The organism is Gemmatimonadota bacterium (genome assembly GCA_016719105.1).
GTDB lineage: Bacteria > Gemmatimonadota > Gemmatimonadetes > Gemmatimonadales > Gemmatimonadaceae > SCN-70-22.
On record JADKAQ010000007.1, the window covers coordinates 1 to 16994 of the forward strand.

The 16994-nt window shown below is 69.5% G+C and carries 10 protein-coding genes and 5 pseudogenes; 9 read left to right on the forward strand and 6 right to left on the reverse strand.

What is annotated here, in order from left to right:
• The first annotated feature begins 1803 nt into the window (after positions 1-1803).
• Positions 1804-2100, forward strand: coding sequence for a hypothetical protein (locus IPN47_10500; protein MBK9408458.1), 297 nt, complete (start codon positions 1804-1806; stop codon positions 2098-2100).
• A gap of 912 nt (positions 2101-3012) precedes the next feature.
• On the opposite strand, the gene IPN47_10505 is transcribed toward IPN47_10500, so the two are convergent.
• Entirely contained in the window at positions 3013-3312 is a 300-nt protein-coding gene (locus IPN47_10505; protein MBK9408459.1) for a protein kinase, read from the reverse strand.
• Between the two features lie 605 nt (positions 3313-3917).
• Here IPN47_10505 and IPN47_10510 point away from each other — a divergent pair.
• From IPN47_10510 to IPN47_10535, 6 genes and pseudogenes are all read left to right on the forward strand, one after another.
• On the forward strand, positions 3918-4199 hold the full coding sequence (locus tag IPN47_10510) for a hypothetical protein (protein ID MBK9408460.1): 282 nt from the start codon (positions 3918-3920) through the stop codon (positions 4197-4199).
• A gap of 221 nt (positions 4200-4420) precedes the next feature.
• The gene (locus IPN47_10515; protein MBK9408461.1) at positions 4421-4732 is read left to right on the forward strand and encodes a hypothetical protein; all 312 of its coding nucleotides are present in this window, start codon (positions 4421-4423) and stop codon (positions 4730-4732) included.
• Between the two features lie 95 nt (positions 4733-4827).
• Complete coding sequence (locus IPN47_10520) at positions 4828-5166, forward strand: hypothetical protein (GenBank protein ID MBK9408462.1); 339 nt, start codon at positions 4828-4830, stop codon at positions 5164-5166.
• Positions 5124-7934: an HD domain-containing protein gene (locus IPN47_10525; protein MBK9408463.1), complete on the forward strand. Its 2811-nt coding sequence runs from the start codon at positions 5124-5126 to the stop codon at positions 7932-7934. Before IPN47_10520 ends, IPN47_10525 begins: the two co-directional genes overlap by 43 nt.
• A gap of 119 nt (positions 7935-8053) precedes the next feature.
• A pseudogene (gene hppD / locus IPN47_10530) lies at positions 8054-9189 on the forward strand (4-hydroxyphenylpyruvate dioxygenase).
• Positions 9190-9271: 82 nt separating this feature from the next.
• Positions 9272-10458 (forward strand): annotated as a pseudogene (locus IPN47_10535) (homogentisate 1,2-dioxygenase).
• A 133-nt stretch (positions 10459-10591) separates the two neighbouring features.
• On the opposite strand, the gene IPN47_10540 reads toward IPN47_10535, so the two are convergent.
• From IPN47_10540 to IPN47_10550, 3 genes are all read right to left on the reverse strand, one after another.
• A complete protein-coding gene (locus IPN47_10540) occupies positions 10592-10852 on the reverse strand; it encodes a hypothetical protein (GenBank protein MBK9408464.1) in 261 nt (86 codons plus the stop codon).
• 970 nt (positions 10853-11822) lie between these two features.
• Entirely contained in the window at positions 11823-12116 is a 294-nt protein-coding gene (locus IPN47_10545; protein MBK9408465.1) for a hypothetical protein, read from the reverse strand.
• Positions 12117-12134: 18 nt separating this feature from the next.
• Positions 12135-12590 (reverse strand): hypothetical protein, encoded by a 456-nt coding sequence (locus tag IPN47_10550; protein ID MBK9408466.1) that lies wholly within the window; start codon positions 12588-12590, stop codon positions 12135-12137.
• Positions 12591-12988: 398 nt separating this feature from the next.
• Between IPN47_10550 and paaA the strand changes: the two are divergent.
• Together paaA and paaB are read left to right on the forward strand one after the other, a co-directional pair.
• A pseudogene (paaA, locus tag IPN47_10555) lies at positions 12989-13636 on the forward strand (1,2-phenylacetyl-CoA epoxidase subunit A).
• A 264-nt stretch (positions 13637-13900) separates the two neighbouring features.
• Positions 13901-14371 (forward strand): annotated as a pseudogene (gene paaB / locus IPN47_10560) (1,2-phenylacetyl-CoA epoxidase subunit B).
• A 1641-nt stretch (positions 14372-16012) separates the two neighbouring features.
• Here the strand turns inward: paaB and IPN47_10565 are convergent.
• Positions 16013-16540 (reverse strand): annotated as a pseudogene (locus IPN47_10565) (hypothetical protein).
• A gap of 15 nt (positions 16541-16555) precedes the next feature.
• Positions 16556-16768, reverse strand: coding sequence for a hypothetical protein (locus IPN47_10570; GenBank protein MBK9408467.1), 213 nt, complete (start codon positions 16766-16768; stop codon positions 16556-16558).
• Positions 16769-16994: the final 226 nt, after the last annotated feature.

Consider the following 16994-nt stretch of genomic DNA (forward strand, 5'->3'; position numbering starts at 1 on the left):
GCGCTGGACTATGACGCGCTGCACCCGCTGGTCGGTCAAGCACCCCCCGAAGCGTTTTCCTGGCGAGCCGTCTGACGCTTAGGTGAAAACATGATCGCCGGCGCCTGCCCCGATGGCGAGGCGTGGGGAACAGTGCTGACGGGCGGCAGTCGCGGCGCCGCCCGATCCGGTGCTCAGCCCGCGCTGTCATGCAATTCACAGGGCGCGCCTCAACCCCGCCGAGCGGTTGCTGCGGCGCCGAGACGACGGCGAGGCGCTGGTGGCCTGGAACGGGGAGGCGGCGGGGAGCCGATGACAGCCGCCGAAGGCGCCGACTCTGGCGGGTTGGCATTTTGCCGCCGGGGCGCTGCGGGCGCGGGGCGTGGGCCGGGGATCGCCGGGCGCGCCTTCCTCCACCAACATCCCCGAGGCGGTCATCGCCATGCTCACGGCAGCCAGCCTCAGCGCCATCTGGTCGTGCTCTTCCCGCCGCAGAGTCAACACGTTGCTCGACCGATTCAGACAGATTGCCGCCGCAGGTGCTGCCGGTGGCCTCGGCAGCTACCTTCGCCAGCAAGTCGGTCGGCACACACGGGCGCGCGTATCCGACATCGCGGCGCAGATCCCGGCGATCAGGCGGGTGGTGGTCGTCCCCTACCTGCGCGGAAGCCAGATCGGTGATGGCATTCGCGATGCCCTCCAGTGGAGGATGGCTTGCAACTGGCGACGCGTGGCGCGAGCCCTGCGGCGGTCGCCCTGCGGACTTCACGCGACTCCCGTTCGATCATCCGTTGTACATCTGTGTACTCGTCAGGCACCACCGGCCTCCCCAAGGGCGCAGGGTGCACGGGCCGGCGGGTTGCTCCTGCAGCACCGCAAAGAGCACCTGCTGCACACCGACCTCCGGGCCGCGCGACCGCGTGTTCTACTTCACCACCTGCGGGTGGATGATGTGGGACTGGCTGGTGAGCGCGCTGGCGGTGGGGGGCGACGGTCATCCTGTACGATGGCGCCGATGGCGACGGCTGCGGCGGAGACGGGAGACGGGAGACCCGGGAGACGCGAGTCGCGATGCGCGCCTGGTGCCGACGCCCGTCTCGTCTCGATCGCTCCTGCGGACCATGGCGGAGCGGGAGACGGCTGACCGCTTTGGGACGTCGGCGAAGTACCTCACGCTCGCCGAGAAGGAGGGGCTGGCCCGGGGCGATCACGACTTGTCGGCGCTGCGGACCGATCCTCTCCGGGGTCGCCGCTGGCGCTCGCCGTCGTTGGACTATGTGTATCGCGACATCAAGGCGGACGCTGGCTCAGCTCCATCTCGGGTGGGACCGACATCATCTCCTTTGCTTCGTGTTGGGCAACCCCGGCAGGGCTGGTGTGGCGGGGCGAGTTGCAGGTGGCGGGGCTGGGGATGGCGGTCGAGATCTTTTTCGGCGACGATGGTCGCCCCGTGGCGTCGGGGCCCGGAGAGCTGGTCTGCGCGCCCGTTCCCCAGCAGTTAATCCGGCGCCTGGAACGACCCCGACGGCGCCGGCACCGCGTGGCCTACTTCGACACCTACCCTGGGACCTGGCGCCATGGCGACTGGATCGAGCGCACCGCGCACGGCGGTACGTCATCACCGGGCGAGCGACGCCACGCTCACCCGGCGGTGCGCATCGGGACGGCGGAGATCTATCGGCAGGTGGAGCAGCTCCCGAGATCGTGGAGAGCCTGGTGGTGGGGCAGGAGATCGGCCCGGCCAACGATCGTGTGGTGCGCATCGTCCTGTTTGTCCGATTGCGCGAGGGGTAGCCCCTCGACGACGCGCTGCGTCAGCGCATCGTGCGCCAGGTCCGCGCCAACACGTCGCCCCACCACGTTCCCAAGGTCATCGTCGCCGTCCCCGACATCCCGCGCACGATCAGCGGCAAGATCACCGAGTTGGCAGTGCGCGACGTGATACACGGCCGTCCGGTCAAGAACACCGATGCGCTGGCCAACCCGGGGCGCTCGAGCACTTTCGCGACCGGCCGGAGCCCGACGCGGATCGCTGCCGCGCGGGAGCTGGCGGTTGGCGATGCACTCGCGCACGCGCTGCGCCACGCGCTCGACCGCGGTGCGCAGCATCTTTTCCCGTGACCGCGACATGTTGACGAAGATCAGGCGTGCCATGCCGTAGGCGCCGGCGACGACGGCGGCGAAGAGGGGCCGGCGATCAGGAGCGCGCCCTTGGTGACGCCCATCGTGATGCCGGAAAGGCACCCGCCTACCCTGCCGCCCACGCCGCCGGTGATGCCACGGAAGATCCCACCGGAGAGCCGCGACCGGTCCTCGAAACCGCGAATGACGGTCCGCCCCGCACGCGTCGACACCGAGAGCTGCAACTTGCGCTGCGCGGTCGGACTGGCGTACGACGTCCAGGTGACGCTTCGCCCGATCGACTGCGTTGCCCACGTCGCCCACTGCGGCGGATCTCGTCCGCGACGTCCTCGAGGTCCAGATCGCTCAGTCCCCGTCGACGACGGCCTCGAACTCGAGCTTGGTGCGCGCCCGCCAACGGGTTACCTGCCGCACCGCCACCCCTCACGCACCACGCCCGGTGTCTCGGCGCTCCCCACGCCACGTTTCGGCGAGCGCGCTCCACGTACTTGTCGCCGATCCGCGTCGCGCTGCCATGCGCACCCTCGTCCACCTTTGTACCCGACGTCTCGCTCACCGGTTCGCGACGCGACCCCAGGCGACGCGAGCACCGGTGGCGGGGTGAGTTGGCCCGTCATCTCTCTCCTGCAGCAGCGCCGCGCGTTCCCAGATGGCGTGCGCCTCCGTGGCGACACGACCACGCGCGACGCGGCCGGCGCATCGAGCGGAATGTCCGGGCGCCGCGGCCGCGAGCGCCGCGACGACCTCGCTGGCCTCGGCATAGCGCAACGCGCGGTCCTTGAGGAGCAGGCGATCGACGATCGCCGCGAGCGGCTCGGGACGGTCGGTGCGATGCTGCGGATCGGTGGAGGCTGGCGCGTCACGTGCGCCACGAGCACCGCCGACGGCGTCTCACTCTCGAAGGGGAAGCGCCCCGTGAGCGCAAAGAAGGCCAGCACGCCGAGGGAGTACAGGTCGCTGCGGCCATCCACGTCGGCACCCGAAACCTGTTCGCTCATGCAGAACACCGTGCCGAGCACGGTCCCCGTCTGCGTGAGCGACGCGGACTGCGCCGAGGCGCGCGATCCCGAAGTCGGTGACCATCGCCCGCGACCCCGTGGCGTCGAGCAGCACGTTCTCGGCCTTCACGTCGCGATGCACGACGCCGCGCACATGCGCGTAGCCTAACGCCGACGCGACCTCGATCAGCAAAGCGGAGCAGTTCGGCCGGGGCGAAGGGACCCGCTCGGCGCACCCGCTGCGCGACCGATTCGCCGTCGACGTAGCCCATGACGAAGAAGACGAAGTCGCCCAGTTCGTCGGCGCGATGGATCGGGACGATGCTCGGGTGGGTGAGGGCGGCGGCCGTGCGCGCTCACGCAGGAAACGTTCGCGGATGACCGGCCGCTGGCCAGATGGTACGGGAGGGTCTTGATGGCGACCGGGCGGTCGAGCTTGAGGTCGCGCGAGATAGCGATCCCCATCCCCGCGCCCGATCTCGCGCTCGAGGCGGTACTGCCCATCGAGTGCGGTGGCAAAAGCGAGGGTGTCGGGGCGTGGAGCGGTCATGAGGTGGGGTGGAGGGAGGCGTTCCCAGACGTACCGCAGCGGCGGTCGCGACGGAGCCCTTCGAAAGGTGACGGGGATGCGTCGCATGACGCGAGGGGGCGTGGCGCGACGGGCGGGCCGGTTGTCCGGCGTGCGTCCCGACCGCGCGCCACGTCCGGGGTGCTGGCTCGACTGGCGCGCGGCGCCGCGCCGCTCGATCATGATCGCCATGGAAACTCCCACCGCATCGACCTCACCGCCCGGACGACGTGCCGTCCACGGCGCCGCCCGATCCCGCCGCGCGCCGGTCGTCCGTCTGGCACCGCCCGGTGAGCTACCGGGCGCAGTGCTGGGTGGCCTGGTTGGGGCTCACGGCCTTCGGCCTACGTGGCGTGATCGCGGTGCGACAGGGCGAGGCGCCGGACGTGGAGCGGGTGGTGGCGGTCGTGCTGAGTGTCGCGGGGATCGACCTGCGCGGGCGGAGGTCGAGCGATAAGTCGCACCTGCGGTACCACCGGACCGCAGGGCCGGTTCCGGGCACGTGGTCCTGAGGCACGTGAATGTCGCAAAGTGTCCCCGGTATTTCGTGTTACGTCATCGGTAGGACTCAAGTCCTTACCAGGTGGCCGAGACTCCTTCTTCACGGGATCGCACCCGGCGCCTCCCCGCACGTACGCCTGCAAACGGTCGATCCGGCCGCGTCCCCACTCTCTTGAAACGGCCAGCACGACACCCGCGGTCCGCCTTCACGCTCATCGAGCTCCTCGCCGCGATGACGATCGTGGGCATTCTCGCGAGTATCGCCATCCCGAAGTACTCGGACCTCGTCGAGCGCGCGCGTCGCCAAGGCGATCGGGGATCTCAAGGCCATCACCACCGACCTGCTGTCGACCGACTCGCTCCCGAGTTCCCTCGCGGTCATCAAGCGGAATACGATGCTCGACCCGTGGGGGCGACCCTACGTGTATCTCAAGTTCCCGCCGTCCAAGGGGAAGGCGCCGCCGGGTGGGGCGCGCAAGGACCGCTTCCTCGTCCCCATCAACAGCGCCTTCGATCTCTACTCGTTGGGGAAGGACGGCAATAGCGCCGCTCCGCTCACGGCTGCCGCGTCCCGGGACGATGTAATCGTTGCCAACGACGGCGGTTTCGTCGGACTCGCCAGCAACTACTAGGCGCCCCGTGCAGCTCGGATTCCTTCGCACGCGCGTGGGCCGGCGCTTCCTGGTCAGCAACCTGCTCGCGGCCTTGTTGCCGCTGACGGTGGTCGCGGTCGTGCCGTACCGGTACGTGCGGGCCGAGTTGCGCGACATGGCGGAGGCGCGCGTCAGTCGCCTATCCAAGTCGCTGGCCTTCTCCACGCTCTCCGCGCTGGCCACTGCCTCGCACGACGCGGGCAACGACCTCCGTCGCGAAGGGGACGCGATCGAGCCGGCCTTCACCAGCACGGCTTTGCCAGGCGCGACGCCGCCGAGGGCGTGCCGCTGGAGATCGACGACAGCACGAGGGTGCGCGCGCTGACGAGCGCAGAAACTGAGCACCTGCGCTCGGGGCGCCCGCTCCTCGTGCTCACGGGCGACGGCGACGACGCGCGCGTGCTGCTCGCGCGGGCGCTACTCCCGTGGGGGCGACCCGGCATGCCGACGGCCTGGGCGCGCGTCAGCCCGGCCATTCTGTGGACGGGAATCGAGGAGGCCATCGCCGGCGAGGAGGCGTCGTATTGCGTCTTCGAAGTGCGCTCGCTGACGCGTGTTCACTGCTCGCCCGAGCTGGCAGGGGAGGGGGTGGCCCTGGCCCGTTCGCGTGCGGCCGTGAACGACCTGGGTGATCGCAGTGCGACGCTCGAGGGCGAGCGTTTCGTCGCCACGCGCGACGTCTTCCTGCGTCACGAGTTCGGCGCGCGGGAGTGGCGCGTCGTCGTCCTGCAGCCGACCGCCATCTCGTATGCCACGCTCGACAAGTTCGTGCGTGTCTCCCGGCTGCTTGTGATTGGGGTTCTGGTCCTGGTCTTCCTCGTGAGCCACTACCAGCTGCGCCGCACGACGGAGCCGTTGGCCCGATTGCAGGAGGGGACGCAGCGACTGCAGGCGGGAGACTTCGGAACGCCCGTCGTGGTGGGCACCACCGACGAGTTCTCCGATGTGGCGCAGTCGTTCAACACCATGGCGCACACGCTCGATCGGCAGCTCGTGCTCCTGCGCAACCTCGACGCGATCGACGAGTCGGCGCTCAGCACCCGCAACACGCACCAGGTGGTCGAAGAGGCGCTGCGACGATTCTGCAAGCTTCCGGGGTGCACGCGCGTTGCCGTCGCGGTGGCCACCGGCGCGCGTCCCGTGACGCTCGACGTCACGACGCTCGACCTCTCCGCCCCGCTGGCACGCACGACCCGCCTGACGCCCTCCGATGCGGAGTTGGCCGAGCTGTTGGCGCATCCGCGGCAACTCGAGTGCCCCCCCGGGGCCGCCCGCCCCTCCTATCTCGCGGCGTGGCGCTCGATCGCGGTCGAGGGGGGGACGCTGCTCCTTCCGCTGGTGCATAACGAGGAATTGCTCGGCGTCATCGCCCTGGGCCTGCCCGCAACGATCACGTCGCAGCGCCAGACGATCGACGACGCCCGGCGCATGGCCGACCGCGTGGCGCTGGCGCTGGCGCAGGTGCGACTGGTCGACCGCCTCGATGCGCTGTCGGCGGGAACGATCACCGCGTTCGCGCGTGCGATCGACGCCAACTCGCCGTGGACGGCGGGGCACTCGGAGCGCGTGACGCGCGTGGCCGTGGGGATCGGCCGCCAGATGCAACTGTCCGCCGCCGAGCTGGACACGCTCCAGCGCGGCGCCCTGCTGCACGACATCGGGAAGATCGCCGTGCCGCCGGCCATCCTCGACAAGGCGGGGCCGCTCACCGACGACGAGTGGGTGGTGATGCAGCGGCACCCGGTGGTGGGGTGCGAGATTCTCGCCCCCATTCAGGCACAGGCGGATACCCTCCCGCTCGTCCGCTGGCACCACGAACGCATGGATGGGACCGGCTACCCCGATCGCCTCGCCGGGGATGCGATTCCGCCGCTCGTCCGCGTTCTCGCGGTCGCCGACGTCTTCGACGCGCTCTCGAGCCAGCGTCCCTATCGCGCCGGGCTCTCCCTGCCGGCGGCGTGCGAGATCATCAAGCGCTCGTCCGGCAGTCACCTCGATCCGCGGGTGGTGCCGGCCTTTCTCGACTTGGTCCGCGCGGGCGGCGTCGTCCCGGACCCCACAACCCTCGAATCGTCCTCGCTCGCCGCCTCGGTGGCGCGCGCGCGCGCGAACCTCATCCGTCCCTGCTATGAGCCGGTCTCCAACGCCTCGATCGACCCTGCCACACGCGGCGAGCGCCACCACGAGCACGAGCGCCACCACGAGCACGAGCGCCAGCGCGAGCACGAGCGCCAGCGCGAGCACGAGCGCCAGCGCGAGCAGCGACGGCCGACCCGACGCCGGACACCGAATCAAGGGTGGCGCCTACCGTGGCGCCGGCCCGCCGCGGCGCGCGGGCACGCCGGCACTGGGCGGCACGCCGGTCCTCGGCGGCACGCCGGTCCTCGGCGGCACGTCGAATCGCGGCGGCACGCCGATGCGCGCCGGGACTCCGGTCCGATTGGGATCGGTGAAGGACGGAGACCTCGCGACGCCGATGCCGCTCAACGACTTCATGACCGAACTCGGCGTGGTCATGCAGTTGCCGCGGAAGAAGACAACCGTGGCAATGCCGGTCATTCCGGAGGCGTTGCCCGAGCTCCGGCGGGGACGGGCGGTCGTCCTCCCGACCGTGGCGGTGCTGATGGGGCTCGTGGCGCTCTGGTCGCGCGTGGAGTCGCCCGGTGCAGCGCGACCTCCGGCGCGCTGCGCGGCGAGTGGGTGACCGTGCACCCGCAGTATCGCGGGCGACGGCTCTCGTTCACGACGAACGGAGTCGGGATCGCGCTGCGCGACGGCGTCGTACCGGCACTGCATCCCGTGCGCGCGGTCACGAGCCAGCAGCGGGGCGATACGACGCGACTCACGATTCGCTACGACGACCATGGGGTGATGCAGGACTTTCGGGTGGTGCTGGTGAGCGGCACCCGTCCAACGGTGGAGCTGTCCAATCCTCCGGGGTGTACTGGGTTCCGGCGCGCGAGGCGCTACCGGCGGGTTCGTCGAGCGGCTCGTCCACGGGGTCAACCACGGGGTCAACCGCGGGGGCGTCCACGGGGGCGTCCGCTGGCTCGTCGACTTCACCGCCTAAGTGACCACGCGGCAAGGGGTTAGTCCGGTCTGACCACCGGGCGCTGTTGCGGTGCGCACGTTAGCTTGGCGCCAGCGATTCGCGACATGTCCGCTCCGGGATTTCGCGCCCGGGGACATCCACACTCGTCCGGTACCGCGTCATGGCCACGATCAGCGCTCCGATCCCCGAGACCGCGCACGACACCTTTCCGATCAACGGCACCGACTACATCGAGTTCTACGTCGGGAACGCCAAGCAGGCCTCGCTCTACTACCGCGCCGCCTTCGGCTTCCAGATCGTGGCCTATCGCGGCCCTGAGACCGGCACGCGTGATCGCGCGAGCTACGTGCTGCAGCAGGGGAAGATCCGCTTCATCCTCACGACCGCGATCCGTCCCGACCTGAGCCCCGAGGCCGCGTTCATCGCCGAGCACGTGCACAAGCACGGGGACGGCGCGACCTGGCGATGTGGGTGGACGATGCGCGCGACGCCTTCACCAAGGCGGTGGAGCGGGGGGGCGCAGGTGGTGCAGGAGCCGCGCGTCCTGCGCGACGACGACGGCGAGGTGGTGATCGCCGCCATCCGCACGTACGGCGAGACGATCCACTCACTCGTGGAGCGCCGCAACTATCGTGGGCTCTTCCTCCCCGGCTTTCGCTCGTTGCAGCCGCGCTACCAGGGCGAGCAGGTCGGTCTGAAATACGTGGATCACTGCGTCGGCAACGTCGAGTTGGGGAAGATGAACCACTGGGTCGGCTTCTACGCCGACGTGATGGGCTTCCGCAACCTCCTGACGTTCGACGACAAGGACATCTCGACCGAGTACTCGTCGCTGATGTCGAAGGTGATGGCCAACGGGAACGATCGCATCAAGTTCCCGATCAACGAGCCGGCGTCGGGGAAGAAGAAGTCGCAGATCGAGGAGTACCTCGAGTTCTATGTCGGCCCCGGCGTGCAGCACATGGCGCTGGCCACCGACGACATCGTGGCGACGGTGACGGCGCTCCGCGATCGCGGCGTCGAGTTCCTCTCCGTCCCCACGTCGTACTACGACGAACTGCAGGCCCGCGTGGGAAGATCGACGAGCCGGTCGACGTGCTCGCGCAGCTGGGGATCCTCGTCGATCGCGACCCCGACGGCTATCTCCTGCAGATCTTCACCAAGCCCGTGCAGGACCGACCCACCGTGTTCTTCGAGCTCATCGAGCGCCACGGCGCGAAGAGCTTCGGCAAGGGGAACTTCAAGGCCCTCTTCGAATCGATCGAGCGGGAGCAGGCGCTGCGCGGGAACCTCTAGGAAGCTGAGGACGGGAAGACGAGAAGACGGGAAGACGAGTGAAGACCACTGACGCCTCAACCTGATTACCCGGCTCACATCCATGCCGATCTACCACCAGTTAGGCAACATTCCTCGCAAGCGGCACATCGTCTTCCGGCGCCCCGACGGCGGGCTGTACGCCGAGGAACTGATGGGGCACGAGGGGTTCACGGGGACGTCGGCACTCCTGTATCACATCCATCCGCCGACGACGGTGAAGTCGGCGCGCAAGGTGGCGGATGTGCGCCTCGAGGCCGACGAGGAGACGTCGCTCCGGCACCGGCACTTCCTCACGGCGCGGGCCAAGAAGGGCGGGAGCCCGACGCTCGACCGCATCCCGTTACTGTTCAACAGCGACATCGCGATGTACTACGTCGAACCCGACGTCAACGACGCGCACTGCTATCGCAACTCGCAGGCAGACGAGGTGGTGTACGTCGTCGAGGGGACGGGGACGCTGGAGTCGGTGTTTGGCGACCTGCCGTACAAGGCGGGCGACTATGTCGTGCTGCATCGCAACATCACCTTCCGCTGGCGCCTCGACGCCGGTGTGGCGCAGAAGTTCCTGGTGATGGAAAGCCGAGGGCACGTGCGCTTTCCGCGGCGCTACCTCAACGACGTGGGGCAGTTCATCGAGGGGGCCCCGTTCTGCGAGCGCGACATCCGCCGCCCGACGACGTTGCAGCCGCACGACGAGCGCGGCGACTTCCCGATCCTCGTGAAGCAGTACGACGCCCTCAACGAACTGGTCCTCGACCATCATCCGTTCGACGTCGTGGGGTGGGACGGTTACTTCTACCCGTGGGCCTTCAACATCCACGATTTGAGCCGATCGTCGGGCGCATCCACCAGCCGCCCCGGTGCACCAGACGTTCCAGGGCGATGGCTTCGTGATCTGCTCGTTCTGCCCCCGGCCGTACGACTTCGATCCCGAGGCAATCCCCGCCCCGTACAACCATTCGAACGTCGACTCCGACGAAGTGCTGTTCTATGCGTCGAGCGAGTTCATGAGCCGCAAGGGGATCGAGTACGGATCCATCACGCATCACCCGGATGGACTGCCGCACGGTCCGCACCCCGGACGGACCGAGGCATCGATCGGCGCCAAGTACACCAATGAGCTGGCGGTGATGATGGACTCGTTCCGCCCGCCAAGGTGGCAAGGCGGCGATGGCCATCGAGGATCCGAAGTACCACCAGAGCTGGCTGGATCAGCAGCACTCGGCCTTCGCGCCGCCGACCTCGTAGCGACCAGGGGGCCCCGAGAAGGGAAAGACGGGAAGACGAGAGGGGCCGCCCTCATGCGTCTTCCCGTCTTCGTTTGTCCACCGAGCGGTGAGCGCCGACGCTGCGCGCCACCGGGGCGCGCTCGTGGTGCGCGCTACGGTGTCACGTGCGCGAGCGATGCCATGGCGTGCTTCGCGGCGCGTGCGGCGTGTACGCGCAGTTCCGGGACGGCGGTGGCTTCCCAGTAGGCGCCCTTGAGGAGCGGGCCGGCGAGCCAGAGATGCGGGTTCGGCGTGCCGTCGGCGCGCCGCGGTCGACCGTCCGGTGCAACGTCGAGGCCCAGGCCCGACGCGTCGGACCGTACCGTTCCGCGCGCGAGCAGGGCGTCGAGCAGCGGCTCGCCGACTGCGCGCACGTCGCCTCGGCCCCGTGCAGTTGATGACCATCGCCACGCGCAGCGTCTCGGCCGAGTCGGTACCGCGGCGCCGGATCGCCACCCGTCGCGCCCGCGGCGGCGGGGGCGAAGCGCGCGCCGCCGACAGCCGCAATCCGCCGGACGCGCGCAACGCCTCGAACACCTGGTGCAGCTCGGGGCGACACGGTGGCGATGGACGTCCCAGTACGGGCGCGTGGCGCAGAAGCGACGGCGCTCCTCGGAGAGAGCGTCTCCCAGAGACGCGGCGTCACGGGCGCAGCGAAGCGACGACCTCGCGCCAATCGATGCCGTCCGTGGCAATCTGGCGCACGTGGCGGCGAATGGCGCGGAGGTAGGCGACCGCCGTCGGCGCAGGCGATCAACCTCGGGTGGAAGGTGTCCGTACGACGGGGGGGCCCCGTGCGGGCGGTGCGACAGGGGGACAAGGCCGCGACGCGAGATGGCGTGCAGCGGAGCGGTGCGACCGCGCGCGGAGAGCTCGACGGCGACGTCCAGCATCGTGAGCCCCGTCCCGACGAGGGCGACCGGGGCATCGAAGGGGATCGTGTCAGTGCCCTCGCGCCACGGGTCACGCACGTAGCGACCGCTGTAGAACGCCCGCTCCCGGGACCGGGGATTGGCGGGGCGAAGTTCCCCAGCGCGACGATCACCCGGTCGGCGGCGAGCCGCGTGCCGTCCGTGAGGTGCAACTGCACGCCCCCCGCGTCGTCGTGCACCAGGTCGTCCACATCGCCGGTGCGACGCTCCAGCAGGCTCCCACGATGCGCGCCCTCGTTCGCCGCGCGGTGGGGGAGCGACGGTTCATGGACGGCAAGCGAGAGGAGCGGCGCGAGTCGCGCGGAAGTTGCCTGAGCGCGGGCGTCTGCCCGCGACGCACGCGACACGCCACCGTGACATTTGCGGGGAGGACGATGCGGTACGGGGCGCGCTGCGTCCCCTCGTCCGCGCGCTACGCTTTCGCCATTGCCGCCAGCGCGGCCCGCGCCGGCTCCGTCAGGATGAGGGAGCCGGAGGTGGCGGCCCGCTGGTAGAGCAGCGTGTCCCACTCCTCGGTGCCGCGCCAGAAGACGGGCTTCATCTCCTTCACCGCCCCGGGTTGGCCGCGGCGAGCTTCTCCGGCCAGCGCCGACACCAGCGCATCCAGTTCGGCTGGCGTCTCCGCCACGCGGGCATAGAGTCCGGTGCGCTCCGCCCACGCCGCGTCCCGCCAGTCGTAGTCCACCGACATCGCCATAGTGCCCATGCCCGATCTTGTGCTCGATCACCGGCCCGACGACAACGGGCCGATGCCGACGGCCAGCTCGCTCAGGCGAACCGAGGCGCTGCGCACCGCAATGCCGAGTGGGCGGCCGCCGCCAGCCCCACGCCGCCGCCGACGGCCCTTGCCGTGGATGCGCGCGCGATCACGAACTGCGGGCAGCGACGCATCGCGAGGATCACGTGCGCAAAGCCGGAAAGAAGGTCTCCCTGGCGCGTATCGGCGATGCTGCAGTGCGTCGAACGAGGCACCGGCGCAGAACGGTCCGTGCCCCTCGCTGCGCAGCACGATCACCCGCACGTCGGCGCGCGGGGCCAGGGCGTCGAACGTCGCGGCGAGCTCGCGCAGCGTGGCGCCGGGGAGCGAGTTCCCCTTGGGGTGGGCGAAGGTGACGGTCGCGATGCCGTGCGCCACGTTGTGGCTGACGGTGCCGGCATCGAGCGGTGAGGGGGCGGTCATGGCGCGAGGGCGAGGAAGGGGGCGAGCCGAGCATCGGTCGCAGGCGCCGTGGAATCGGCGCGCACACTGCCGGCGGGACGGCGATAAGCTAGTCGCGCTCGACCGGCGGCGACGGCGGTCGCGGGAAGGATCTTGCCGATAGGGACTTTATCGGTCCTAATACGAACGTCGGGCCGGCGCAAGACTTTTGCGCTGGTTGGAGATGCGGAGATACTTGTAGCGTATCGCGGCACGGCCGGGCCGACCTGGGGACCGAGGCCGCGATCGTCCCGCCCCATGCGACACGCCGGAGACTTCGCCCATGACGCAGACCGTGCCCACGCCGACCGACGACGCCGAGCGACTGGCTGCCTTCGAGGCGCGCATCGCCGAAGGGGCGTGATCGAGCCTGAGGATTGATGCCGCCGCGTTATCGGCAGCAGCTCATCCGGATGATGTCGCAGCACGCGCACTCCGAAGGTGGTCGGCACACCCCCGAGGGGAACTGGATCACGCGTGCGCCGTCGCTGCGCCGCAAGATGACGCTCATCGCCAAGGTGCAGGACGAGGGGGGGAATGGGCTGTACATCTACTGCGGCACGGAGACGCCTCGGCATCGACCGCCGCGAGTTGATCGAGCAGCTGCACAACGGGACGGCGAAGTACCTCGTCGATCTTCAACTATCCCACCCCCGTCCTGGGCCGACATCGGGATCATCGGCTGGCTGGTGGACCGGGCGGCGATCGTGAACCAGATGATGTCGCCAAGGCGTCGTACGGGCCGCATGCGCGGGCGATCCGCATCTGCAGGCGAAGAGAATTTCCACAGAGCGCCAGGGCTACGAGATTCGTGCTACGCTGGCGGCGGGGACGCCGGAGCAGAAGGCGATGGTGGAGGACGCGCTCAACCGCTGGTGGCAGGCCCTGATGACGTTCGGGCCGAGCGACAAGGACCTCGCCCAACTTCGGCGGAGCTCCATGAAGCGGGGGTCAAGCGGAAGTCCAACGACGACCTGCGCCAACGCTTCGTGAACCTGAGGATCCCGCAGGCTCAGGCATCGGCCTGACCTTCCTCGACCCCGACATGCGCCATGACGAGCGGACGGGCGATTGGCAGTTCGGCGATCGACTGGAGCGAGTTCGGGCGGTGGTGAAGGAGACGGCCCTGCAACCGCGAACGCCCGAGGCGTCGTCAGGCGCACGATGACGAGGGCGCGTGGAGGGAGGCCGAGGCCTACGCCGCCAAGCAGCGCGACGCAGCGCCGCCCGGTGGCGGCCTAACGACCGGTTCACGACCAGGCACGAGGACAGGGACGACGACGAGCGCGACGATCGGGACGGCCCCCACGGGCCCCGACACGCAGTGGCTGCTGTGGGAAGTGTTCACGCAGGAGGAGGCGGGGTGCGCATCAGCACGCGGGGAGCGCGCATGCGACGGAGCGCCGAGCAGGCGTTGCAGAAGCCGCCCGCGACGCCTGCGCGCGCCGCAATGAGGCGATCTCGATCTGGGCTCGTCCTGAGCGTCGGATCACCGCGTCGACCCCGAGGATGTGGGGCGATTCTTCGACCCGGCCAACGACAAGGCGTACCGGCACCCGCAGTTCTTCAAGAGCCGCCGAGAGGCGCGCGTCTTCCGAACGGCAGAAGACGACCCGACGAGCAGACGACGACGAGGCACGGAACAATGGATCACCAGACGAAGCAGGAACTTTCGAACATCTCCTACGCCCGGGGACGACCGACTGGTCCTCGGGCATCGCGTCTCCGAATGGTGCGGGTACGGGCCGATCCTCGAGGAGTGACATCGCGCTTTCCAACATCGCGCCTGACCTTTGATCGGGCAGGGCGAACCTGTTCTTGCAGCTCGCGGGGCAGGTGGAGAGGGGAAGGGCGCGACCAGGATGCGCTGGCCTACTTCCGCGAGGCGGTCGACTTCCGTAACGCGCTGCTGTGCGAGACGCTGAACGGCGACTCGGCGACACGATCGTGCGCCAGTTCTTCTTCTCGACGCAGGCGCTCTTCGCACCCGAGAAGCCCAGCGCTGCGTGCACACGGAGCTGGCCGATCGCCGCCAACGCGTTCGAAGAAACGCGCTACCACGTGCGCCCACAGCGGCGAGTGGATCATCGTGGGCGACGGCACCAGAGAGAGCGCCACCGCCGGGTGCACCGTGCGCTTCGGACCACGCCGCGCCACACCGCCGAGCCCTTCGTCGGCGACGAGGTGGAGTAGCGCTCTCGCCGCGCAGGACTCGCAGGTCGACCCGGCGTCGGTGCGCGACGCGTGAGTGCACAGGTCCGATGCGGCGAACACCCGCCACGCTTCACCGTCCCCGCCGACGGGCTTAGGCGCGCGGTGGGCGCGTCGGGAAGACACCGAACACCCGGGGGCACCTCCTCGCCGAGATGCAGATCGTGGCGCGCAGCCAACCGGGGCCAAGCGGTAGCCCTCGCCCCTCGCGCGACGAGATCTGGGCGATGCTCGACGAGGTGAAGGGATCCCGAAATCCCGGTCCTGAGCGTCGTCGAGTTGGGGATCGTGCGCGATGTGCGAGAGGACTTGAGCGCGGTGGTCGTCGACACTCACGACCGACCTACTCCGGTTATCCGGCGATGCACGAGATCGAGCAAGCCAGGTGACCGGCGCTGGCCGGGCGCGCGGACTCGCGCGCGTACAGAACATCTTCTCGCCCGCCTGACGACCGATTGATGAGCGAGGAGACGCGCGAGTAGCCGCGGCGCTACGGGATCGCCCCGCCCGGAAAGGCCGAGGAGTCGCCACCGTCCCCCCGATGACTGCGCGGCGTCGCCGGCGTCCCTCTGCGGCTCGCGCGACACCGTGACGGCAGTGACTTTGGCTCGAATGGCGGCGTGCAAGCGCTCCACAGCCGCAACGCCCGCCACCAGCCGTTCGAGCACTTCAAGGCGATCCGATCCGCGGCGCGCCGCCGCCGCCGTCGGCGGCGCGAGCGATCCATGGCGGTGCAATCGAACGACACCTGACGCGTCGTTTCGGCATAGAGGCATCCGGTCGGTACGGCACACCATGTTCGCGACTCCCACCGCGAAAGAGACACTTCCGATGACCGTCCCCGTCCCCGTCCCCAACTCGCCCCCTCGACCTGAACGTGCCAGCTGCTCGTCGCCGACGAACGTCCGCAGGGGACGCCCTGCGCACGAGCACACCACCGGGCGCCTCCGGGCCGCCTTCTTTGCCGTGCATCGTGAGCTTGGCCACGGCTTCTTTGCGGGAGGGCCGTCTACCTGCGGGCGCTCATCCCGGAGCCCCGCGCGCGGCGTGCAGGCCGAACAGGATGCCGTTAGGCGTCTTCTGGAAGGGACGCAAGATCGACGTACGCGGCCGACCTGCTGCCGTGGACGGCAAGGGCGTCGTCGCGGTGCGCGCCAGCGGCGAGCTGCTCGATGCCGATCGCGTTCGCCTCCTCAACCGCATGCGCTGTTCGCAGGCGGAGGTCGGGGATGCTGCTGCACTTCGGGACCAAGCCGGAGTTTCGGCGATACCTGGGGCGCGTGTGTGGTGGAGCAGGGGAGGACGACGGCGCCCCTGGCGCCACACGCGGTGCGATGACGACGTGAGGCGCGGTACGTTGCCTTCGCGGCGAGAGAGAGGCGCGTGACACGGCGCCTACAGCAGCGCGAGAGGCGCGACACGGCGCCTACGCATTCGCGCGAAGCGCGCGACACGTCGCCCTGGCGCACGAGCTGCTCGATGCGATCGGCGATCGTCGTCGCGGAGGGGAGCACGGCGTCGAGCAGGTTCGGATGATACGGCATCGGGACGTCGCCGACTATTGCGGCGCTCGACCGGCAAGTCGAGGAACCAGGAAGGCCTGCGCGAGCACGGTTCGGATTTCCCGCGCCGAAGCCGACGGTCCGCGTGTCCTCATGCACGATGAGGCAGCGTCCCGCCTTGCGCACTGACTCGACACGCGCCTTGTCCCAGGGCGCGATGGGAGCGCAGGTCGATCAGTTGACCGAGGCGTCGGTCATCGCCAGCGCGTCGACGCACCGATGCGCGATCGCCCCCCAGTTGACGGCGGTGACGTCGCCACCCGTGCGCAATCGTCTTGCTGACCCCAGCGGGACGAGCGAAGTCGTCGCCGGGATAACGGCGCTGCCATCGCTGGTCATCAACAGCGAACGATGCTCGAAGAAGATCGTGGGGTTGGGCGAACGCATCGCTGGCGCGCAGGAGCCCCACGGCGTCTGCGGCGTTGGACGGAATCGCCACCTGTTGCCAACTGCGTGCGCCCACACCACTTCGGCGCTCAGCGAATGCCACGGATCGCCGCAACGTCCTTGCCGAAGCCACCCGGCATCCGGGCACGACGATGGGGGCGCAGAATCATGGCGGTGCGCCACCGCATCGTCCCGGTGTTATTGAGCTTCGCTCCGTTGCCGGATC